The following is a 22,328-nucleotide window of genomic DNA, read 5'->3' on the forward strand; positions in this document are numbered from 1 at the left end:
AAAATAGTAGATTTTACATAAAAGTGTTAAAATCTTCCTCATCTCGATTGAAATGAGGAAGATAAAATATCATGCCAAGAATTTTATTTTGCAAAAGGATCTTTGTCACCATATTTATCAAAATGAAGTGTCTCTGATTTCAGGTAATCAATGATCCATTTTGGAATATTGATGCCATTTTCTTTATTTTTTTGGTAAGTTAGAATATTTGGCTCACCAGGATAGTAAACTTGTTCAAATCCTTTAGCTGGTTTCACCTCATGCAATTCATTAATACTTTGTTCAACATAATTTTTAAAGACGTCAAGATTAATAAATCGAGAAGGATCAATCACAATAAAGAGATGACCTAGGTCTCTTCCTTTTGTCAAATCTGCATACATGGATGAGACATGTTTTCCAAATGGTAAACCAAGCATAACACCACTAAGCATATCAACCATCATCATTAGACCATATCCTTTAGGTCCTGATAAAGGGAGTAGACCAGCAACAGCCATCGGATCAGTCGTTGGTACACCGTGACTATCCACCGCCCAAGTTTCAGGAATGGCTTTACCTTTAGATCTAGCGTCTAAAATTTTACCCCATGCTTGAACAGTTGTTGCCATGTCAAAAACGACTGGTCGACCTGTTTTTCTTGGTGCTCCAAAACCAATTGGGTTGGTACCATAATAAACCTCAGAACCTCCAAAAGGAACAACCATTGGGTCGGATTGACAAATAGAGATAGCTACTAAATCTTCGTTGGCTAATTTTTCTAAATAGTATGACATTGTCCCAGTATGACTAACTTTTGAAAGTCCAACAATGGCAACTCCCGTTTCTTTGGCCATTTCAATAATTGGTTCAAGTGCTAAATTGGCAACATAGTGACCTTGAGCATTATCACCATGATAAATACCAGTGCTAGCACCAGTTTTTTCAAATTTTAAGTTAGGGTGACGTGTCACACCACCTTTATCTATACGTTCAGCATAGTAGTCAACACGCACAGCACCGTGAGAATGTATCCCAGACAAATCAGCAAAAACAAGATGATTAGCCACTTCTTTTGCTTGTTCTTCTGGAAGACCAGCTCTGTGTAATTTATCAAAAATCAATTGATGTAATTCAGAATCTTTTATTCTAATTAATTGTTCATCCACTATAGAATCCTCCTATAAGATAATAGAGTTGTTGAAGGTTGGCTTACTTTTTCAATTCACCCACACTTTTTGCCACTAACATGGCTGTAAATACATCAGAATCAACATTTAAAATTGTTCTTATCATTCCAACAAAATAATCAACACCTGCAAATAATGCCACCGCTTCTATTGGAATACCCATTTGTGGAAAGATAATCGCTAAAGACACGATACTTGATCCTGGTGCAACTGAATTAGCCAGAGAAACTAAGGAGGCTAACACACCCAAATAAATCAATTTATCAATTCCCAGATTAAATGAATACATTTGAGCAACTGTCACAACAGTAATAGCCATGTGCATGGCTGCACCATTACTGTTTAAAGAAACACCCAACGGTAACACTAGATTAGTGATATAATCATCAATTTTTAAATATTTTTTGGCACCTTCAATGGCTGTTGACAATGTAATGGCAGAAGATCCCGTTGTAAGAGCAACTATAGACATTTCTTTAACACCCTTAACAAGAAAAGATACCGATTTTTTACAATAAAGACTAACAACAGCAATCCAAATGCCTAAAAATAGCAAGGTTGCAAATGCATAGACCAACAAATATTTTAAAAGTGGTAAAATAACTGACAAACCTGCTTCACTAGCAGTATCAGCTACTAGACTAAATATCCCAATCGGTGCTACAACCATAACGATTCTAATCACAACCATTACAATATCATTTAATTCTTCTAAAATCTTTAAAACAACATTATTGGTATGATTTTGAACATAGATATTGATGGCTGTTCCAAAAATCAGAGAAAAGACAATAATTTGAATAATTGAGCCGCTAGATAGAGAGGCAAAAATATTAGATGGGAAAAAGTCAGCAAATGTTTCAGACAAATTCAATTCTTGTGCTGCTATCGCTTCCTCAGACGCTAAAGATATGGAGACGCCTTGTCCAGGTTTAAAAAGAGAACCAAAGAGAATTCCCCAAAATGCAGCAATTAAAGTGGACACTGCAAATATGGCAATGGTAAGACCACCAATCTTAGAAATATCCTTTTTTTCAATGCTACCTAGGGCATAGACAATCTGTCCAAATATTAAAATAGGGATTGACATTTGCATCAATTTCAGAAATATTTGTCCAAAAATGCTGAAATAGGCTGTCAAATCAGGAAACCAAAGTCCAAATGCAATCCCTACAATAACAGCTAGCACAATTTGGGAAATAAAAGATATTTTTTTCATTGCTAGCATCCTTTCACCTTTTGAAATTTCAACAATCTATCCATCAAACATTAAGCTTTTTGTGTGTCTTGAGCCATCATTCCAAATAGGACTAAAGCAACCATCAACATTGCCGCTGCCAGATAAAATCCAATTTGCATAGAGCCAGCATTATCTGAGATAAAACCTGTCACATAAGGAGCAAGGATAGAACCTGACATTCCAATAAAGTTATAAGCACTTAGAGTTGTTGATAATCTGCCTTTTGGCGCATGAGTATTAACATATGAGATTAAAATAGGATCAAGCGCTAATTTACCTGTTAATCCATAAAGAATTAAAACAGCAATCAGTAAACCTTGGTTCTCAACAAAAGCGATGAGAGAGACTGATAGGGCTGCTAGTGGTACTAGGAAATAAGCTAATTTTTTAGTACTACCGATTTTATCTTTCATTCTTGCAAAGAATAATGCACCAGGAATAGATGCCCAAGGAACTAGTGAAGAGATAAAACCAACGCTAGATCCTTCAAAACCACGCTCACTAATTAAAAATTGTGGTAACCATGTGATAATAACGAAGTTAGCATAGATACTTCCAAATAGTAAAATGAAGGCAAAGACAAGATTTTTGTTTCCGAAAATTTGTTTGAAGACATTGCCCTTGTTAACAACTTCTTGCTCAACTGTTTCTGGTTCAATAGCTTCATTTTCTTGAACAACTTTCTCTTTTAGCATGGTATAAAATAAGATACCAACAATAGCTGTTGGTACAGCCATGATAAAGAATGGTTGACTCCAATCTTGTCCTCCTTCTAAAACAAGTGCACTAGAGAGTAGGTAACCACCTGAGGTACCAAAAGCCATCCCACTATTGATGATGGCATTTCCTAGCGTCACTTTGTCTTTGGGAATTGACTCAGAAGATAAAGCATACTGAGGACCATAGTATGCCCCTTGAGCAATCCCAGCGACAGCACGAATAAGTAAGAACATGGCAAACGTTCCAGCTAAACCACTAAGAAAGGTTGAAATGGCTAGCCCTAAGAAACCAATAGTAATGACTAATTTTCTACCATATTTATCCCCGATTGCTCCAAATGGAATCTGAGCCACAGCATAAGTAAGGAAGAAAATACTATTGGCTAGCCCTAATTCTGTGTTTGAGAGATTAAACTCTTCACCAACAACTCCCATGATGGGATTAAAGATGGTACGGGTAGCATACATCAATATCCACCCAGCAAAGAATAATCCAACAACCCTCATCCAGTAAGTATTATTGACTTTTTCTACTTTATGATTGTTCATTTCAAACTCCTCGAATGCGTCTGTAGTACAAATGAAATTCCTAGAAATAATCCTAAAAGCATATCACTTCCAGAAGTATGTCCAATTCTTTGTATGTTAGAGACACATCTTTCCAATTTATTTTTTTCACAATGATGATGATTTTTTAACCAAAGATATAAGTCATAAAGCGGTGTACTCACTGCTTGATTGAGACACGCCTTTAAATAAGAAGTACTAATTAAAGTTGTTTTATCCAAATAGTTTTCAATACAAGATGATACTCGTTTTCTTTGATTATCATGACAGATAATCATCATAAAAAGATAAGTGACCAAAATATCATCGCCACTAGGTGTTAAACCTTGCCCTCGACCAATTAATTGTTTAACTGATTGGTCTAATTCAAGTAGGCTTGCCTTAACATCTGTTAGTGTTGTAAGAGCTTTTTGCGCACCATCTCCTAACCCATTTTTGACAGATAAATGGCTCTTATGCTCCAAATAATTTTTTAAGGCATTTAATTTTTTATCAAATTGTTTCGTAAAGTCTATTTTATCTATCCTTAAATCGGTCACAATTTCTTTATAGGATGTTTGATATATTCCATTAAAACTATAAATCATTAATGTATCAGCAGTTAGTTTGACTAAATTACCAACTTGAAGATAAGGTCTAATCAGTTGATAGTCAAGTTTTGATATCCGAATACCAAAACTTGACATAAAATCTTCATGACTACTAACATGAACCAACTGATGATTTATTAAAAAATTAAAAGATGAGTTAAAGACACTGTGAACATGGCCCATACGACCTAATTTTTCTAAAGGATAGACATAGTGACTAACTTCTATGTTAATCAACTGTTATTCCTCTTGCTTTAGCATAAGCTTCTAGTGCCTTTTCAAAACAGCCAAGAGGAGCACGAACCGTACCAGCACCAACTTGCCCTACCCCAGCTTTTTTGTGGGCAATACCTGTATTGATTAGCGGTGTAATACCAGTTTCAACAACTTTACGAATATCAATGCCTAAAAGTGAGCCTTGGAAATCCCAAGTTGGAATTGACCAGTTTGGATTATGAGCAACCGTTATTTTTTCCATTTCATTAGAAATATCCAGAGCATCTTGGAAGCCACCAGCACCAACGAAACGAGTAACACCAGGTGCTGAAATCATAGCCATAGCTCCAACACCAACTGTTTCAGTAATCGCACTATCGCCAATATCTGGGTTGCCATCTTCTTCTGTAAATCCTGTGAAGTATAAGCCAATTGGTGTGTTAACCGGTGCTGTATACCAGTCATCAATCGTTTCAGCGATTCTAATACCAAAGTCAACACCATTTCTCGTCATAGTGGTGACAATTGTTCCTCTGCTACCTGAACGTGCACTATCAACAATTACCTTACCTGTAGCCATCATAATATTTAAGAAGAATTGGTCAGTATCTGATAAGAACTTAATCACATCATATTTAGTTTTTTGATCAACATCTTCTAGAGATGTAATCAGTGGTGACATTTCTTTTAAGAAGTTTAGTGAGGCTGCAATATTACGTTGATGGAATTCATCACCCATAGTAATGGCACGCGCAATCAAAACATTGAGATTGACACCTTCTTTAGAAGCTTTTAATGCTTTAGCAATAACTGGTCCAAGCACATCACGCATCCAGATGAGACGATCAACAACTTCTTGAGAATAGGCACCAAATCTAAGAACTTTTCCGATACCTTCGTTTAAAGTACAGTAACCACGAACACCATCAACTTTATTTTCAACAATCAAAACTGGCATATTGGCTGAGGTAATACCCCCCATTGGTCCAACAGCCTTAACATGATGACATGGTATAAAGCGAACAGCTCCTGAACTCAACAATTGAACGGCTTCTTCTTCTGTACTAGCCCATTCTTCAAATAAAGCAGCGCCAATACATGACCCTTTCATCGGTCCGGTCATGACATCCCAAGTGATTGGTGGCCCAGCATGTAGTAGTGTTTTATGGTTGTCATCATTTAATTCAGGAATCACTGTCTTAGCCGGTTGAACATCAATTAAGAACGGTTGTGCTTCCTTCATCTTGGTAATCACTTTGTTGTTTTCTTCATCAATTTCATCAGCCATATCTTCAAGAGCTGATAAAATTTTAATCATTTTTTTGTTACCGCTAGCTCTTGGACGCCAGTTGAATTGCTCAGACACACCACCATAATCTTGAACAGATTTATTAAAGCTTTGAAGACCAATATTAATCACACGAGGTTTTGTGGTAATGAGTGCCATCACAGCTTCACTAGGTTGCGACAATTCTAAATAGTCACCAGCATAAGGTTTTAAGTCTTTAACAGTTTCTTTGAAATCATAACCTTTTAATTGTAATGCCAATCGAACGGCCTTAGCATTACTATCTTCAATAAGAACACCAGCTTCTTCTAATCGTTTTACAGTATCTTCATAACCTTGAGGGTCTTGATTGGTACCAACGACTGTAGCAACAAAATGTAATTTGCGATGATCAGCTTTAGCTTTTTCTAATTCTTCACTAATAGCTGGTAATAAGGCTGAAGCCATATCATCATGAGCACCATAACCCAAAACAAAGTCTAAGAGAATGACACCAGTATTTTTATCTTGAGCAAATTCATGAATTTTTTGGATACGTGTTTCTGGATCAATCATTGGGTGTGGTTTACCTTGAGTATAAACATCATCACCTAGGTCGATTATCTCATAGCCTTCTGCTCTTAAAACATAGCCTTCACTTTTAGTCGCACTTATTAAATCAAGTGTTTCTTTAATCATCATTGCTGCTTCTGAGGCTAATGTTCCTCCTGAATATAATCCTTTAACCACTTTGTCTTCTGATAAGCTAGCTAAATCATGATGTTTTAAATCATCTAGGTAATTTTCTTTAATCACATTGCCCTTAGCTAAATCAACAGCAATTTTTGCAGTTTCTTCTAAAGTATGTGCCAAGTAAACCTTACCAACATGACTCTCAGGATTTTCACCAAGGAAGATGGCAACAACAGGTTTTTTCACACTCTGCAACACACGAAAAACATCATCACGAACCTCTTTAGCTGGTGGTTTAGAAATGACACATAAAACATCTGTTTCTTTATGATTTTCTAGAGCAATAATGGCATCCTTAACCGTAATCGCACCAACTTCTGAGCTTAAATCTCTTCCACCAGTTCCTATGGCATGAACAACACCACCTCCTAGACGATCAATAATGGTAGTCACTTCTTGAATACCTGTTCCTGAAGCACCAACAATACCAATATTTCCTGGTTTAACAACGTTGGTAAAAGCTATCGGGATACTTGAAATAATACCAGTTCCACAATCAGGTCCCATCATCAATAAACCTTTATCATGTGCCAATTTTTTTAATCTCACTTCATCTTCGATAGGTATATTATCGGTAAATGAGAAAACATGAAGATTATGGCGTAGAGCAGTTTCAATTTCTGGTGCTCCATATTCTCCTGGAATACTAAAGACTGCTAAGTTAGCATCAGGTAAGTGTTCTACTGCCTCATTCCAGCTAGTTGAAACCGTTGTTTTACTGTCTTTTGATTTCACAGATAAGTCATCTAAGAAATTCGTAACCTCCTCTAATACGACCTCAAGAATATCTGATCGTTCACTATTTACCACAATCATCAAGTCATTGGGGGATGCTTCTTTAGCCTCATCGGTTAATAACCCAGTGTTGGCCAAAATATCTTTGTTGGCATCTGTTCCCATCATCACTTGACTCATGACGACATCATCAAGCGCATTAACTTTATCTGTTAATAACATTAAGTTAATGGAATCTTGATAGTTATTCTTCAAAATTTCCGTAAACAACATTTCTTCACCCTCCTTATGTTGCTATTAATCTTTCATTAACTATTATACATGGTTATGTTTGCGCTTTCATTTGCCATTATTCTAATTTTTTGATATAATTTTTATCCAATATGGATAAATTTTCTATAATAAGGAGCTAGCGATGCAAATAAAAGAATTACTGCAATTAAATCCTTTCAAAGACTGTTCTGTCAGAACTGGTTACATCGGTTTAGATAATGACATTGAATCGGCTATGGTTCTTGAAGCCATTGATATTGAAAAATGGGGTAGAAAAAATCAACTCATTTTAAGCTCCTTTTTTGCTTTGAAAGATTTAGACCAAGAAACACTTGAAAATTTCTTTGCCACTATTCATGAAATAGGCATTAGTGGTATTATTTTAAAATTAAATCGCTTAATTGAATCAACCCCTGAAAACATGATTAATCTCTGTTATCGTTACCAAATTCCTTTGATTGAGATAAAAGGAGACGTTAACTATGAGAGAGTTTTAACAGCTATTTATGAACCTTTATTAAATAAACAAACAGCCTTACTAAGAACTTATTATGATGCTAATAAAGTCTTTTCAACCTTAAAGAATGCTTCTGCTACCTATAAAGAAATTATTGATCGATTAGTACATATGATCTCAAAAAGTTGTCAACTAACTATTCCTAGAGAAAACATTGTCATTAAAAATGGTCATGCTATCGTTACCGATTGGGACTGTATACAAACTGAAACCTTATCCACCGAATATACTGATAATACCTATCATATTTCAACACTAAAACACCCTGCAAAAGAGCTACTAATTTATAAAATCACAGTTCAATACACTTCTCAGTCCTTGATTCCTTTTACCATTGATATCTACCAAACTGAGCCTGAGTTTGAACATAGTCATATCATGATTGTTGAAAATGCTATGGAGGCGATTCAGCATAAACTTCAGATTGATTTATCCATCAAACACGAATATTTTAATATCTACAATAACATCGCAGCCTCCATTTTCTTTGGCACGACACCAAATGATAAAGAAAAAAATGATTTACTTGAAGAAACCAATCTACTAGCTTACCCTTATTATCAGGCAGTAGGCATTGGTAAACACATTCCACATGACAATGAAACCCTAAGATTATTGAGAAAAACATTAGAGAATCTCTTTCCCAATAATCTCTACTATGAAAATAGAAAATATATTATCATTCTTTTTAATATTCCAAATAAAAAGGATGAATTAACAATTGAGAAGCTTTCAAAAAAAATTCCAACTCTTTCACAATTCAACCTTGTTATTAGTAGTTTTAGTGGAAAAGAAAACATCCATAATCTTTTTAATGAATGTTTAGATATGATTTATTTCAATAGAGAGTATCACATCTTCAACCTCATGACGATTACCGACCTTGGAATATTTAGACACTTTCTAGATGCCAAAAATGATTTTTTCAATACTGATTTAGCTAAAAATTTAGAGAAATTAAAAGAAGAAAAACCAGAACTATTTGATACCTTCCTTAATTTTATTCTCTGTAAAGAAAACTATCAGTTAACGGCGCAACAAATGTTTCTTCATCCTAAAACAGTGAGATATCGTATCAACAACATTCAAAAAGTGCTTGATTTTGATATTAGAAATCCAATTCAAAATCTCAACTATTCAATGGCAACCATTATTATCAACTTTAACTCAAAATAAAAAAACTGCCTTAGGCAGTTTTTATTTGTTTAATCCTTTGATAAGTCATCAACCGTTTCAATTTTATCTGCTAAAAAAGAGAAATTATCAGGAATCACTTGCTTATCATCTTTTTTTGCTATTTCTTTATCGTCTGTATTGTTATTCTTGAGTTTGCTAGCAAATTCTGTTCGAATTACTTCAAAATCACGTTTTGAAATGGCTAAAATATTAGGTGAAAAACCGGCTACTTTACTCATGATATTCCCAAAAACAGTATTCAAGTCAGAACGTCTCATTGCTTGCTCAGCATTAAAGGCCGCTTCAAACGCTAAGATAGCATTCTCACTATTAGCAAGAACCGGTTCAGAACCAAGCAACAAAGCTCTATCTTGTGGTGAAATACTATCTAGAATTTCATTCCAGGCTGACTTTAAAGCCTCCAAATATTCTCTTGATTTTTGACTATCTTGAACTGTTTCTTCCATAATAGTCAAAACTTTGCTTTTATCAATCTTTAAAGCAACTGTTCTTGTTGTCTTAATCGTTTTTGTTGTTATTTGATTTGATGACGATTGTGATAGAGAAGATAATTGCGCTTTTAAAGAATTGATTTCCTCTTTTAGGGTTTGTAATTCCTGTAAGAGACCCTCGTCTACATTGTGAGCGACTTCTTTAAATTCTGACAATCTCACTGTCATGGTTTCAGCATAAATTTTAGGATGTCCACCTGTTTTAATTTCAGACAAACTAGCTGTCACAATACTAATCAAATCAAGAATATAGTCTTGAGATAACTGCTGATTATCGTTAAAATAAGAGCTATCATACGTGCTTGAACCACCACTTTTAACAATTAAAAGCTCTCTTAGATAATTAAGTAAATCAATAGCAAAACGGCTCATGTTTTTACCACTAGAGAAAATAGTATTTAAACTATCAAGAGCTTCTAGGGTTTGATGGTTAATCACATGATGTACATAATTATCTAACGCTGATAAGGCGATGCTACCTGTGATATCTTCAACAATGCCAACAGAAATATGATTATCACCACTAAGACTTCTTGCTTGATCAAGAATGGACAAAGCATCACGCATCCCACCTTCTGCACGATTGGCAATAATGGTTAAGGCCTCATCGTCATATGTCATTTCTTCTTTCTTTAAAACAAAAGCCAAATGCTCTTTAATAGCGACTAAACTAATCGCTCTAAATTCGAAGCGTTGGACACGTGATAAAATGGTCGCAGGAATTTTGTGTAATTCAGTTGTTGCCAGAATAAAAACAACATTTTCAGTTGGCTCTTCTAACGTCTTTAATAAAGCATTAAAAGCACCTGTTGATAACATATGCACTTCATCAATGATATAAACCTTATAAGTTGCTCTACTAGGAGCATAGGTTGATTTATCACGGATATCACGGATATCATCAACGCCATTATTTGATGCTGCATCAATTTCAATCACATCTTCTAGCTGACCAGCTGTAATATCTTTACAAATATCACAGTGATTACAAGGTTCACCATCCACCTGATTAGGACAATTAATCGCCTTTGCAAATATTTTAGCAGCACTCGTTTTTCCAGTTCCACGAGGGCCTGAAAAAAGATAGGCATGACTAATCTTCTTAGTTGCCACCGCTTGTTTAAGGGTTTTTGAAATTATCTCCTGGCCAACCATTTCAGAAAATGTTTGACTGCGATATTTACGATAAAGGGCTTGATACATTACTTATCCACTCCAAACATTTCAAAATTAAATTCTGTTTTCTCAAGTAAGATGGCAATAAATTTCTCCAAATATTCCCTATCAATAGCATCATAGTCAGCTACCAAAGAAGAGTCCAAATCTAAAACACCAATTAATTTGTTATTTATGACCATGGGTAAAACAATTTCACTTTTAGCTGCCACATCACAAGAAATATAGTTGGCATGCTTTGTCACATCATCAACAATAAGAGTTTCTCTTTTTTGTGCTGATTCACCACAAACCCCTTTACCTAAAGCAATACGAACACAGGAAACGCCACCTTGAAAGGGACCCAAAATAAGTTCTTCGCCATTATATAAATAAAAGCCAGAAAAAACAGTGTTAGGTAAGGTTTGATTGATTAAAGCACTAGCATTTGAAAGATTAGCTAGTGCATTGTTTTCATTTTCAAATAGAGCCTTTGCTTGCTCTAGCATGATACGATAATGATTTCTTTTATCAGTCATTATGAGGTACTACTTTCTCCATTTACGTTTCGTTTATTAATAGTTATCTATTTCTCTACCCTAAGATAATTTTTGACCAAGAATGCTGGCAATTTTGGTGTTAATTAAATCAAGAGCGACAAGATTTGAAGCACCTTCAGGAATAACAATGTCAGCATAGCGCTTTGTTGGTTCGATAAATTGATGATACATCGGTTTAACCACAGAAGTGTATTGGTCGATAATGCTATTTAAACTACGACCACGTTCTTCCATATCTCTTTTAATCCGTCGAATGATTCTAATATCATCATCTGTATCAACAAATAATTTGATATCCATCAAGTCACGAAGTCTTTTATCTTCAAGAACTAAAATCCCCTCTACAATAAATACTTCTTGAGGTTCCTGACGATAAGTCTTCTCACTTCGTGTGTGCTTAGTATAATCATAGATAGGAATATCTACTGGACGACCAGAAATCAACTCATTCATATGTTCAATCATCAAATCCGTGTCAAAAGCCAAGGGATGGTCATAGTTGGTAGAAATTCTCTCCTCAAAAGTGAGGTGACTTTGATCTTTATAATATGAATCATGTTCAATCATTGAAATATCAGCATCTTCAAATTTTGATAAAATCGCTCGAGAAACACTTGTTTTTCCACTACCTGAACCACCAGTAACGCCAATAATGATTGGTTTTTTACACATTAATTAATTTCTCCTAACTTGGTCTTTCTATCTATTTTACACTAAAAAATGGTATAATGAAAGAAAATAATAACAAAAGCAACCCTTCCTTCTCATGCCGATGAAGGATAATCTATTAGAAAATAAGGTATTCCATGATTGAACAACTTCCTATTGTCTGGCAAGATAAACTTAAAGCACTTTCTTTTGAAACCTTAACTCCTATTCAAGAAGCTATCTTTGAACCGATAAAAAATGGTAAAAATATTTTAGCGATAAGCCCTACAGGAACTGGAAAAACGCTAGCTTATCTTTTACCAACTTTATTAAATGTGAAACCCCAAAAAGGACAGCAACTGCTGATTCTTGCACCAAACACTGAACTCAGTGGTCAACTGTTTGACGTCGCTAAAAACTGGGCAGAACCCTTAGGACTAACAGCGCAACTTTTTATTTCTGGAACTAGTCAAAAAAGACAGATAGAACGTCTTAAAAAAGGTCCTGAAATCTTAATTGGAACTCCTGGACGAATTTTTGAATTGATAAAACATAAAAAAATCAAAATGATGGCTATCGATACTATTGTTCTTGATGAATTTGATGATCTTTTAAGTGATTCTCAATACCATTTTGTTAATCGTATCACTCACCATGTTCCGAAAACTCATCAAATGATTTATGTCAGTGCCACCAATAGTGTCGATAAAAATGTGTTAGAAAAAGATACTGATATTATTGATCTATCTCAAAACGTATTAAACACTATCACACACTATTATTTATTCCTTGAGAAAAGAGAACGACTTGAGGTGCTAAGAAAATTAGCAAATATTCCTGAATTTCGTGGTCTAGTTTTTTTTAACAAACTATCAGATTTAGGCGCTAGTGAGGAAAAATTGCAATTTAATCATGTCAGAGCCATTTCACTAGCAAGCGATGTCAATACTAGATTTCGGAGAGTGATTCTAGAAAAATTTAAGAGCAATGAGATTTCTTTACTTCTTGGAACAGATCTTTTAGCAAGAGGACTCGATATTGATGATTTAGCATATGTGATTAATTATGATTTGCCTAGTAGCAAAGAAAGTTATATTCACCGTTCAGGCAGAACAGGGCGCATGGGTAAATCAGGAATAGTCATTACCTTAATCACTCACAAAGAAGAACTTAAGCAATTAAAAAAATGGGCTGATGTGTCTGAAGTAATACTAAAAAATCAAAAATTACAACTTATCCAAGCAAATCCTAAAAATAAAAAATCTGTCAGTCCCTAACTAGGGCTGACAGATTTTTATGATTAATAACCGTAAAGTTCACTAACCGTCACAAATTCATAACCTTGAGAAATTAAGTAATCAATGACGGTGGGTAAAGCGTCAACTGACGTTTGATGAATATCATGCATCAAAATAACGCCACCACTTCCTAAAGTTGCTTTCAGATTGGTTAAAATGGATGGTGTGTTTCGCTCTGCCCAGTCTCTAGTATCAACTGTCCAAAAAACAAGAGGTAAACCAACATCTTGTGCTACCTTAGGATTAGAGTCGCCATAAGGTGGTCTAACAGTTTTTGGAGACACACCTGTCGCTTTCATAATAGCATCATTGGTTGATTGAATCTGCCACTTCACTTGTTCCGAGGTTAGACCTGTTAAAGCTGGGTGATCCCAAGAATGATTCCCCAATTCATGCCCAGAAGCAACCATTCGTTGTAAAATACCTTCATTTCCCGCAACATGAGAACCAAGAACATAGAAAGTTGCTCTGATGTTATATTTTGCTAAAATATCAAGAACTTGTGGTGTTGTCTTGGCACTAGGCCCATCATCAAAGGTTAAAGCAACTACTTTTCGACCTTGATTGGCAATTTTTTTGCGATTTTCTTCGGCTTGTTTGGCTTTTTCAGCCGCAATTTTGGCCTCTTCTTCTTCTTTTTTCTTTATTTGATAATTTTGGTAGTTTGTTAATTCTTCACCCGATAGATAAGTCACATCAATATTATCATAAAAGACAGACAAAGGAATTTCGGCATCATTACCTAATTTAAGATAACCTTTTTTAAAAGAAAAATAATTACTTGCCTCTCCTTTTTTCTTAAATTCAGAAACAAGATCCAATTGTTTTATTTTACCTAATATTTTTTCTTGATTATCAATTTGATGTTCTTTTAAATAATTTGAAATCGTACTAACTAATTGATTTTCATCACCTTTTACCAACTCTTTTAAATAAAATAATTGGCCATTGTCATGAATATAAAAATCTCTCAAGGCTTTCTCAGTGACTTTTTCAATATTCAACCATTTTGATTGATAAACTGTCCTATAAATCGTTAGTTTTTTAATTCCTTCTAACGGAGATTCTTCCATTTTAGCATTTAAAAAAATGAGTTGATTTTTTTTATGTGGGGAAATTTTTTCTGCTTCTTTATGCCATCGCTCAAGTTCAGTCTCGATATCTTTAGAGTCTGTCAATGGCACCATAAAAATAGTAGAATTATTTTTATCATTTTTAATAGCAATCTCACTTGATGAAAACAAGGTTTCTGCTTTTTTCTTTTCAGCTTTAATAATCTCTTTCTCTTGAGTTTCCATATGCCATTGTCTTACAAAAAATGCACCTACAATAAGACTTATCATAATACCTATGGCTATAATATATTTTTTCATTTCTCTCTCATCTCTTTACTAAATCTAAACGGTTTTAAAAATAACACGTTTTATTATACATGAGATAACTTATCTTTTCAATGAAAAGAAGTCTTTTTTAAAAATTTTAGTAAGCCAATTTAATAGAAGAAAGCATCGGATAAAGTAAAAAAGCAGAGTAAACTCTGCTTTTTTTAGTCAACATCAAGATATTCTTTTTGTAATTCTAGAACTTCTTCTGCTGTTGAGCATTCTGTTAACGCACGTTGTGCATATTCTTTCATTTTTTCAGTATCTAAACGTTTCATTAAACTTCTAGTTCTTAAAATAGAAGTCGCACTCATTGAAAACTCATCAAGTCCCATTCCCATAAGTAATGGTACAGCTCTTTGATCACCAGCCATCTCTCCACACATACCAGTCCATTTTCCTTCTGCATGAGATGCTTTAATCACGTTATTGATTAAACGTAATAATGAAGGGTTGTATGGTTGGTACAAGTAAGAAACTTGTTCATTCATACGGTCAGCTGCCATTGTGTATTGGATAAGATCGTTTGTTCCAATTGAGAAGAAATCAACTTCTTTAGCAAATTGGTCAGCAAGCATTGCTGCTGCAGGGATTTCAATCATAATACCAACTTGGATATTGTCTGCTACAGGAACACCTTCTGCTTTTAATTTAGCTTTTTCTTCTTCATAAACAGCTTTTGCTTTACGGAATTCTGTTAAAAGAGCAACCATTGGGAACATGATACGTAATTGACCATGAACAGATGCACGAAGTAAAGCACGAAGTTGTGTACGGAACATTTGATCGCCAGTTTCAGAAATAGAAATACGAAGCGCTCTAAAGCCTAAGAATGGGTTCATTTCATCTGGTAAATCGAAATATGGTAATTCCTTATCACCACCTATATCCATTGTACGAACCACAACAGGTTTACCATTCATTCCTTCAAGAACTGATTTATAAGCTTCATATTGCTCTTCTTCAGTTGGGAAGTCTTGAGAATCCATATATAAGAATTCTGTACGGTATAAACCAACAGCTTCAGCACCGTTATCATTAACACCTTCAATATCTTTAGGTGTTCCGATATTAGCTGCCAATTCAAAATGTTTGCCATCAGCAGTCACTGTCTCAGCATCTTTTAATAATGCCCACTCAGCTTTAAGGTCAGCATATTCTTGACCTGCTTTTTTAAATGCAGCAATTTCTTCTTCACTTGGGTTAATAATAACTTCCCCAGAAATACCGTTAACTGCGATAATATCATCATTTTTTACTAATTCAGTGATATTGTTAGTCCCTAATACAGCTGCAATTTCTAAAGTACGTGCCATAATAGCTGAGTGACTTGTACGTCCACCAATGTTGGTGACAAATGCTTTAACGTATTTAGCATCTAGTTGAGCAGTATCAGATGGTGTTAAGTCATGAGCAATCACAATAGATTCTTCATCAATAGTTGCCGGATTTGGCAATTTAACACCTAATAAATGCGCTAACACACGTTTAGCCACATCACGAATATCTGCAGCACGTTCTTGCATGTATGGATTATCATCCATGTTTTCAAACAAGGTAACAAACATATCAGTGACTTCTTTCAAACCACTTTCTGCATTAACTTGTTTTGCACGAATCGTTTCTTTAATTTGACCAATCATTTCTGGGTCAGAAAGAACCATTAGATGAGCATCGAACACAGCTGCCGCTTCTTCACCAAGACTATCTACTGCTTTTTCACGGATAATAGAAAGCTCGTCTTGTGATGCTGTTAAAGCAGCATCTAAACGAGCTTCTTCTGAACTTGTATCTTCAACAGTTACAGTTTCAAATGACAAATCCGGTTGAGTGAGTAAATATGCCTTAGCAACAGCAACACCATCAGATGCTGCAATTCCTTTTAGCATTTTTGTCATAATTAAGCCAATCCTTCTTTTGTCATAGTTTCAACGATAGCAGCAAGTGCTTCGTCAGCATCAGCACCTTCAGTTGTAATAGTTACATCTGCCCCTTGGCCAACACCAAGACTCATAACACCCATAATTGATTTGAGGTTAACTGCTTTTCCTTTGTAATCTAATGTAATGTCAGATGCAAACTTACTAGCTGTTTGAACTAATAATGTCGCTGGACGTGCATGAATACCTGTTTCTGCAACGATGTGAAAATCTTTTGAAGCCATATGATGGTTCTCCTTTATTTATTATCTTTTTAGTTGCCTATGGCAACCCTTACATTTTTTTATTATAGCACATCACCTATATCTTTTCAACAATAAAATGATAAGCAGAAAAATTTTCACATCTTCTTTCTTTAATTTTCAATAAAACGCTTTTCCCCTATTATGAAAAACTACTAATCAATTGGATAAAAATGTGATTTATCAATATTCTTAGCCATTTTCATCATCTAACCAGAAAACCTGAACGTTCGTAAAACACCATATATAGTGACCACCTAAAAAACATGACACAATATTTAGTATTTTTTCGATTTTTGCACTTGCCTTTTTTTATCTTTTGAGGTATCCTATAAAAGTATTGATTTTTAAAAATAAGGAGATAAAAAATGGCAAAAATTACTATTTTTTCAAAAAATAATTGTATCCAATGTAAAATGACTAAAAAGTTTTTAGCTGAAAATAAAGCGGAGTTTGAAGAAATTAACCTTGATGAAAACCCTGATAAAATTAGCTATGTTAAAAACTTAGGCTTTACAGCTGCACCTGTTATTGAAGCTGGCGAAATTTCTTTTTCTGGCTTCCAACCAAGTCGTTTAAAAGAAATAATCTAAGCAATGATAACAATAGTTTTTTATTCTCTAACTGGCCAAACCAGAAGATTTATGAAAAAGTTATCCTATAATAACACACTCGAATTAAAAAGAAATAAAGAAAATCCTGATATTGATAATGATTTCATCTTAATTGTTCCGACATATGAGGATGGACTTGGTTTTATCGATGACTTTCTTGATAGAAACCGCCACTATTTTAAGGGTGTTATTGGTTCTGGAAATCGCAATTTTGGACCAGAATTTTGTCATGTCGCAAGACGCTTATCAAAAACTTACCAAGTTCCTGTTCTCTATGAATATGAATTTAATGGTACAGATGAAGATGTAGAAAAAGTTAAAGGAATTATAAAAAATGAGTCTTAAAAACCTTGGCGAAGTTTCTTACTTTCGCTTAAATAATGCTATTAACCGACCAGTTAATGGTAAAATCCCGCTCAATAAGGATAAAGAAGCTTTGGAAGCTTTCTTTAAAGAAAATGTTATTCCAAATACCATGACCTTTGCTTCGATTTCTGAAAAAATCGATTATCTCATTGAAAATGACTATCTTGAAGAAGCCTTTCTCAGAAAATATAGCGTGTCATTTATTGAAGAATTAGTTGCTCTTATTAAAGCACAAGATTTCCACTTCAAGTCATTCATGGCTGCCTATAAATTCTATCAACAGTATGCCCTAAAAACTAATGATGGAGAGTATTACTTAGAAAGCATGGAAGATCGCGTTCTTTATAATGCCCTCTATTTTGCAGATGGCGATGAAGAGTTGGCCAAATCAATGGCTCTTGAAATGATTAACCAACGTTACCAACCTGCAACACCTAGCTTTTTAAATGCTGGGCGTAGCCGCCGTGGTGAATTGGTGTCGTGTTTCTTAATTCAAGCAACAGATGATATGAACTCTATTGGTCGTTCCATCAACTCAGCCCTTCAGTTATCACGTATTGGCGGTGGTGTTGGGATTTCACTAAGTAACTTACGTGAAGCTGGAGCACCTATTAAAGGGTATGAAGGTGCCGCAAGTGGTGTTGTTCCTGTGATGAAACTTTTTGAGGATAGTTTTTCATACTCTAACCAATTGGGTCAACGTCAAGGTGCTGGAGTGGTTTATCTTGATGTCTTCCATCCAGATATCTTAGCATTCTTATCTACTAAAAAAGAAAATGCGGATGAAAAAATTCGTGTTAAAACATTATCACTTGGTGTTACAGTCCCTGATAAATTTTATGAATTAGTAAGAAAAAATGAAGACATGTACCTCTTTAGCCCATATTCCATTGAAAAGGAATATGGTGTCCCATTCAATTATATTAATATCACAGAAAAATATGATGAACTGGTCAGCAATCCTAATATTACTAAAACAAAAATCAAAGCACGTGATTTAGAAACAGAAATTTCTAAACTACAACAAGAATCTGGTTATCCTTATATCGTCAATATTGATACTGCTAATAATAGTAGTGCTATTGATGGGCGTATTATTATGAGTAACCTTTGTTCAGAAATTTTACAGGTTCAAGAACCAAGTACTATTAATGATTCGCAAGAATACCTTAAAATGGGAACAGACATCTCTTGTAATCTTGGTTCAACCAACATTGTTAATATGATGGCATCACCAGATTTTGGAAAATCAATTAGAACAATGACTCGTGCCTTAACATTTGTTACCGATAATTCAAGCATTGAAGCTGTTCCAACCATTAAAAATGGTAATAATAAAGCACATACTATCGGTCTTGGTGCTATGGGATTACACAGCTATTTGGCTAAAAAACATATTCAATATGGTAGTCCTGAATCAATCGAATTTACTGATATCTACTTTATGTTGATGAATTATTGGACACTGGTTGAGTCTAATAATCTAGCACGTGAAAGAAAAACAAGCTTTGCTAATTTTGAAAATTCAAAATATGCTGACGGCTCTTACTTTGAAAAATACATTTCAGGTGATTTCCAACCAAAATCAGAATTAGTCAAAGAATTGTTTAAAGATCATTTCATCCCATCAAAAGAAGATTGGCAAGCTCTTTCTGAAGCCATTCAAAAAGATGGCCTTTACCATCAAAATCGTTTAGCAGTTGCTCCAAATGGTTCTATTAGCTACATCAATGACGTTTCAGCAAGTATTCATCCAATCACACAACGCATTGAAGAACGCCAAGAAAAGAAAATTGGTAAAATATACTACCCTGCATCAGGTTTAGCAACTGATACCATTCCTTATTATACTTCTGCTTATGATATGGATATGAGAAAAGTGATTGATGTTTATGCTGCCGCAACACAACACATCGACCAAGGGCTATCCTTAACACTATTTATGCGTAGTGATATTCCTTTTGGACTTTATGAATGGAAAAAAGAAAGAAAACAAACCACTCGTGATTTGTCAATTCTTCGTAATTATGCCTTCCATAAAGGGATCAAGTCAATTTACTACATCCGTACATTTACTGATGACGGTGAAGAAGTTGGCTCAAATCAATGCGAAAGCTGTGTCATCTAGGAGAGGAAATTATGACTTATTATAACGCGATAAATTGGAATGAAATTGAAGATGCTGTTGACAAATCAACCTGGGAAAAGTTAACAGAGCAATTTTGGCTCGATACACGTATTCCCTTGTCAAACGACCTTGATGATTGGCGTAAACTTTCAGAAGTTGAAAAGGACTTAGTAGGTAAAGTTTTCGGTGGTCTTACACTACTTGATACGGTTCAATCTGAAAGTGGCATGTATCAACTTAAAAAAGATGTCAGAACACCACATGAAGAGGCTGTTTTCAATAATATTGAATTCATGGAATCTGTTCATGCCAAATCTTACTCTTCAATCTTTTCAACCCTAAATACCAAATCTGAAATTGAAGAGATTTTCAAATGGGTTTCTGAAAATCCTTATCTGCAAAAAAAAGCTGAAATGATTAATGAAATCTATATCAAGGGAGACCCTCTAGAGAAAAAAATTGCCAGTGTATTTCTAGAAACCTTTCTCTTTTATTCAGGTTTCTTTACACCACTCTACTATCTTGGTAACAACAAACTGGCTAATGTGGCAGAAATCATCAAATTGATTATTCGTGATGAATCTGTTCACGGAACCTATATCGGTTACAAATTCCAATTGGGATTTAACGAACTTTCTGATGCTGAACAAGATAAACTAAGAGACTGGATGTATGAGCTACTTTATCGTCTCTATGAAAATGAAGAAAAATATACGAAATACCTTTATGATCCACTTGGATGGACAGATGAGGTAATGGTTTTCCTCAGATATAATGCCAATAAAGCTCTTATGAATCTTGGTCAAGACCCACTTTTCCCTGATACCGCAGATGATGTTAACCCTATCATTATGAATGGTATCTCAACAGGAACAAGTAATCATGACTTCTTCAGTCAAGTTGGTAATGGTTACTTGCTTGGAACTGTTGAAGCAATGACTGATGATGACTATCTCATCGGACTAGACTAAAACTAAAAAAGTTTCCTTATGTGATGTAAGGAAACTTTTTTGTGGTTTATTTATAATAATCACGAACAGACTTAAACTGCATCAGTATAATAAATAAATGGATGATGGTGACAATGATGAGTCCTAAAAAAGGAATGAACCTTGTTAATACACTATAAATAAAGAGCAGGATTTCTATTGCTGGTAAAACATACCCTGAGAGACTCATAACAATCAGAAAGCTTGACTTATATTCATTTAGTAATTCTGCTTCATCTTGTTGAAGAATATTATTGGTCACCTCTTTCACTGTTGGAAAAAGAGGTATGTCTATCTGACGTACGTCAGAATAGAATTTCATTAATCTGCCTTGTAAAAAAATCACGATAAAAGTTATGACGAGATCAAACAGGAACAATAAAATAGTTACAAATTTAAAATCTGCCAAATGATTTGCAGTTAAAATGATACAAAAGAAACATAAAATAGAGGTCAGACTATTAAATATCAAACTAAAAGCACTTTTTTTATTAATAGTAATATAGAGCTCTTCTGAGCTATCATCTTTTTGATAATCTTGATATAATCTTTTGGCATCTCTAAATAAGAAAAGAGCAATTAGAAATAGAATAATATAGATAAGTCTGATGGTAAAGGCAAGCATATCAATAATATTAGTAATGTTAAAAGTAATCGAAATAAATTTATCAGAATAAAGCCCACTAACAAAACCAACAATACCACCAAGCAATAAAACAATTAATAAGCGACTAACACGTTTTCTATCACTATCTTTCTTTTTGTTAACGTTCATCTTCTCCTCCTTCTAAGCGAAAAACATTATCCACCGGTTCATTAAAAATGTGAGCAATTTTTAAAGCAATTAAAATAGAAGGTAGATATTCGCCTCGTTCAATTAAACTGATGGTTTGTCTTGACACTTTAGCCAGTTGGGCTAATTGACTTTGATTTAAACCATCTCTTGCCCGTAATTCCTTCAATCGATTTTTGACAATCATTTGATCACCTCATTTTCATCATTATTGTAACATATCCTTTTCTTTTTGACAACTATCATTGTCATTTTTGATATCTTAATTGTCAAATGTAATTTTAAACATAAAAAAACACCCCATTCGTTAGATTTTTTGTGGCTCTATAATATCTGTAGTGGGTAACTCCATCACAGAAGTTATAGGGCTTTTTCAATGCAGACAAAAAGTCCCATATGACTTATAATGAAAAGCGACAAAACCACTCATTAGAAAGAATCATATGGAACATCTTAAGAATACCACAAATTTATTAGGA

Annotated in this window: 19 protein-coding genes; 6 read left to right on the top strand and 13 right to left on the bottom strand. The window is 34.4% G+C overall.

The genetic code is table 11. The features are described 5' to 3' along the window. Window positions 1–83: 83 nt before the first annotated feature. The 5 genes from allD to fdrA are packed head-to-tail and all read right to left on the bottom strand — an operon-like array spanning window position 84 to window position 7,529. Window positions 84–1,148: an ureidoglycolate dehydrogenase gene (allD, locus tag N7659_RS05200; protein ID WP_263276154.1), complete on the bottom strand. Its 1,065-nt coding sequence runs from the start codon at window positions 1,146–1,148 to the stop codon at window positions 84–86. Window positions 1,149–1,191: 43 nt separating this feature from the next. Next, window positions 1,192–2,388, bottom strand: a complete 1,197-nt coding sequence (locus N7659_RS05205) for a dicarboxylate/amino acid:cation symporter (protein ID WP_263276155.1) — start codon at window positions 2,386–2,388, stop codon at window positions 1,192–1,194. 50 nt (window positions 2,389–2,438) lie between these two features. Beyond that, window positions 2,439–3,677, bottom strand: a complete 1,239-nt coding sequence (locus N7659_RS05210; protein WP_263276156.1) for an MFS transporter — start codon at window positions 3,675–3,677, stop codon at window positions 2,439–2,441. Continuing rightward, entirely contained in the window at window positions 3,674–4,522 is an 849-nt protein-coding gene (locus N7659_RS05215; protein ID WP_263276157.1) for a DUF2877 domain-containing protein, read from the bottom strand. The genes N7659_RS05210 and N7659_RS05215 overlap by 4 nt, the downstream gene beginning before the upstream one ends. After that, window positions 4,515–7,529 (bottom strand): DUF1116 domain-containing protein, encoded by a 3,015-nt coding sequence (gene fdrA / locus N7659_RS05220; RefSeq protein ID WP_263276158.1) that lies wholly within the window; start codon window positions 7,527–7,529, stop codon window positions 4,515–4,517. Before fdrA ends, N7659_RS05215 begins: the two co-directional genes overlap by 8 nt. A 142-nt stretch (window positions 7,530–7,671) precedes the next feature. On the opposite strand from fdrA, the gene N7659_RS05225 reads away from it, so the two are divergent. Further along, complete coding sequence (locus N7659_RS05225) at window positions 7,672–9,222, top strand: PucR family transcriptional regulator (protein ID WP_263276159.1); 1,551 nt, start codon at window positions 7,672–7,674, stop codon at window positions 9,220–9,222. Between the two features lie 29 nt (window positions 9,223–9,251). Here N7659_RS05225 and dnaX read toward each other — a convergent pair whose 3' ends face one another. Genes dnaX through udk form a run of 3 tightly spaced genes read right to left on the bottom strand, consistent with a single transcriptional unit; the run spans window position 9,252 to window position 12,121 of the window. Beyond that, entirely contained in the window at window positions 9,252–10,937 is a 1,686-nt protein-coding gene (gene dnaX, locus N7659_RS05230) for a DNA polymerase III subunit gamma/tau (RefSeq protein ID WP_263276160.1), read from the bottom strand. Continuing rightward, on the bottom strand, window positions 10,937–11,428 hold the full coding sequence (locus N7659_RS05235) for a GAF domain-containing protein (RefSeq protein WP_263276161.1): 492 nt from the start codon (window positions 11,426–11,428) through the stop codon (window positions 10,937–10,939). Before N7659_RS05235 ends, dnaX begins: the two co-directional genes overlap by 1 nt. A 60-nt stretch (window positions 11,429–11,488) precedes the next feature. Further along, window positions 11,489–12,121, bottom strand: coding sequence for a uridine kinase (udk, locus tag N7659_RS05240; protein WP_263276162.1), 633 nt, complete (start codon window positions 12,119–12,121; stop codon window positions 11,489–11,491). A 134-nt stretch (window positions 12,122–12,255) separates the two neighbouring features. Between udk and N7659_RS05245 the strand changes: the two genes are divergently transcribed. After that, a complete protein-coding gene (locus N7659_RS05245) occupies window positions 12,256–13,374 on the top strand; it encodes a DEAD/DEAH box helicase (protein ID WP_263276163.1) in 1,119 nt (372 codons plus the stop codon). 23 nt (window positions 13,375–13,397) lie between these two features. Here N7659_RS05245 and N7659_RS05250 read toward each other — a convergent pair whose 3' ends face one another. The 3 genes from N7659_RS05250 to N7659_RS05260 form a co-directional block, all read right to left on the bottom strand. After that, window positions 13,398–14,768, bottom strand: coding sequence for a polysaccharide deacetylase family protein (locus tag N7659_RS05250; RefSeq protein WP_263276164.1), 1,371 nt, complete (start codon window positions 14,766–14,768; stop codon window positions 13,398–13,400). A gap of 173 nt (window positions 14,769–14,941) precedes the next feature. Then, window positions 14,942–16,675 (bottom strand): phosphoenolpyruvate--protein phosphotransferase, encoded by a 1,734-nt coding sequence (gene ptsP, locus N7659_RS05255; RefSeq protein WP_263276165.1) that lies wholly within the window; start codon window positions 16,673–16,675, stop codon window positions 14,942–14,944. A 2-nt stretch (window positions 16,676–16,677) separates the two neighbouring features. After that, window positions 16,678–16,941: a phosphocarrier protein HPr gene (locus tag N7659_RS05260; protein ID WP_018370043.1), complete on the bottom strand. Its 264-nt coding sequence runs from the start codon at window positions 16,939–16,941 to the stop codon at window positions 16,678–16,680. 386 nt (window positions 16,942–17,327) lie between these two features. Here N7659_RS05260 and nrdH point away from each other — a divergent pair, with 386 nt between their 5' ends. From nrdH to nrdF, 4 genes are read left to right on the top strand one after another with little or no spacing between them, the layout of a single operon-like run. Then, window positions 17,328–17,552: a glutaredoxin-like protein NrdH gene (gene nrdH / locus N7659_RS05265; protein WP_263276166.1), complete on the top strand. Its 225-nt coding sequence runs from the start codon at window positions 17,328–17,330 to the stop codon at window positions 17,550–17,552. Between the two features lie 3 nt (window positions 17,553–17,555). Then, entirely contained in the window at window positions 17,556–17,918 is a 363-nt protein-coding gene (nrdI, locus tag N7659_RS05270) for a class Ib ribonucleoside-diphosphate reductase assembly flavoprotein NrdI (RefSeq protein WP_263276167.1), read from the top strand. Then, complete coding sequence (gene nrdE / locus N7659_RS05275) at window positions 17,908–20,067, top strand: class 1b ribonucleoside-diphosphate reductase subunit alpha (RefSeq protein ID WP_263276168.1); 2,160 nt, start codon at window positions 17,908–17,910, stop codon at window positions 20,065–20,067. Before nrdI ends, nrdE begins: the two co-directional genes overlap by 11 nt. A gap of 11 nt (window positions 20,068–20,078) precedes the next feature. Continuing rightward, complete coding sequence (nrdF, locus tag N7659_RS05280; RefSeq protein ID WP_258511950.1) at window positions 20,079–21,038, top strand: class 1b ribonucleoside-diphosphate reductase subunit beta; 960 nt, start codon at window positions 20,079–20,081, stop codon at window positions 21,036–21,038. Window positions 21,039–21,084: 46 nt separating this feature from the next. Here the strand turns inward: nrdF and N7659_RS05285 are convergent, their stop codons facing one another. Together N7659_RS05285 and N7659_RS05290 are read right to left on the bottom strand one after the other, a co-directional pair. Next, window positions 21,085–21,831, bottom strand: coding sequence for a DUF3169 family protein (locus tag N7659_RS05285; protein WP_263276169.1), 747 nt, complete (start codon window positions 21,829–21,831; stop codon window positions 21,085–21,087). Next, window positions 21,821–22,036, bottom strand: coding sequence for a helix-turn-helix transcriptional regulator (locus N7659_RS05290; protein WP_263276170.1), 216 nt, complete (start codon window positions 22,034–22,036; stop codon window positions 21,821–21,823). The genes N7659_RS05285 and N7659_RS05290 overlap by 11 nt, the downstream gene beginning before the upstream one ends. Window positions 22,037–22,328 lie beyond the last annotated feature (292 nt).

Origin of the sequence: Streptococcus sp. CSL10205-OR2 (assembly GCF_025660655.1) — a bacterium.
In the GTDB taxonomy this organism is placed as follows: domain Bacteria; phylum Bacillota; class Bacilli; order Lactobacillales; family Streptococcaceae; genus Streptococcus.

Bases quoted from the DNA above. Each gene is read 5' to 3' on its own strand.
- nrdI (WP_263276167.1), top strand. From the start codon at position 17,556: ATGATAACAATAGTTTTTTATTCTCTAACTGGCCAAACCAGAAGATTT.
- N7659_RS05235 (WP_263276161.1), bottom strand. From the start codon at position 11,428: ATGACTGATAAAAGAAATCATTATCGTATCATGCTAGAGCAAGCAAAG.
- N7659_RS05260 (WP_018370043.1), bottom strand. From the start codon at position 16,941: ATGGCTTCAAAAGATTTTCACATCGTTGCAGAAACAGGTATTCATGCA.
- N7659_RS05245 (WP_263276163.1), top strand. From the start codon at position 12,256: ATGATTGAACAACTTCCTATTGTCTGGCAAGATAAACTTAAAGCACTT.
- N7659_RS05290 (WP_263276170.1), bottom strand. From the start codon at position 22,036: ATGATTGTCAAAAATCGATTGAAGGAATTACGGGCAAGAGATGGTTTA.
- N7659_RS05250 (WP_263276164.1), bottom strand. From the start codon at position 14,768: ATGAAAAAATATATTATAGCCATAGGTATTATGATAAGTCTTATTGTA.
- N7659_RS05285 (WP_263276169.1), bottom strand. From the start codon at position 21,831: ATGAACGTTAACAAAAAGAAAGATAGTGATAGAAAACGTGTTAGTCGC.
- N7659_RS05225 (WP_263276159.1), top strand. From the start codon at position 7,672: ATGCAAATAAAAGAATTACTGCAATTAAATCCTTTCAAAGACTGTTCT.
- dnaX (WP_263276160.1), bottom strand. From the start codon at position 10,937: ATGTATCAAGCCCTTTATCGTAAATATCGCAGTCAAACATTTTCTGAA.
- udk (WP_263276162.1), bottom strand. From the start codon at position 12,121: ATGTGTAAAAAACCAATCATTATTGGCGTTACTGGTGGTTCAGGTAGT.
- N7659_RS05210 (WP_263276156.1), bottom strand. From the start codon at position 3,677: ATGAACAATCATAAAGTAGAAAAAGTCAATAATACTTACTGGATGAGG.
- nrdH (WP_263276166.1), top strand. From the start codon at position 17,328: ATGGCAAAAATTACTATTTTTTCAAAAAATAATTGTATCCAATGTAAA.
- fdrA (WP_263276158.1), bottom strand. From the start codon at position 7,529: ATGTTGTTTACGGAAATTTTGAAGAATAACTATCAAGATTCCATTAAC.
- nrdF (WP_258511950.1), top strand. From the start codon at position 20,079: ATGACTTATTATAACGCGATAAATTGGAATGAAATTGAAGATGCTGTT.
- nrdE (WP_263276168.1), top strand. From the start codon at position 17,908: ATGAGTCTTAAAAACCTTGGCGAAGTTTCTTACTTTCGCTTAAATAAT.
- N7659_RS05205 (WP_263276155.1), bottom strand. From the start codon at position 2,388: ATGAAAAAAATATCTTTTATTTCCCAAATTGTGCTAGCTGTTATTGTA.
- ptsP (WP_263276165.1), bottom strand. From the start codon at position 16,675: ATGACAAAAATGCTAAAAGGAATTGCAGCATCTGATGGTGTTGCTGTT.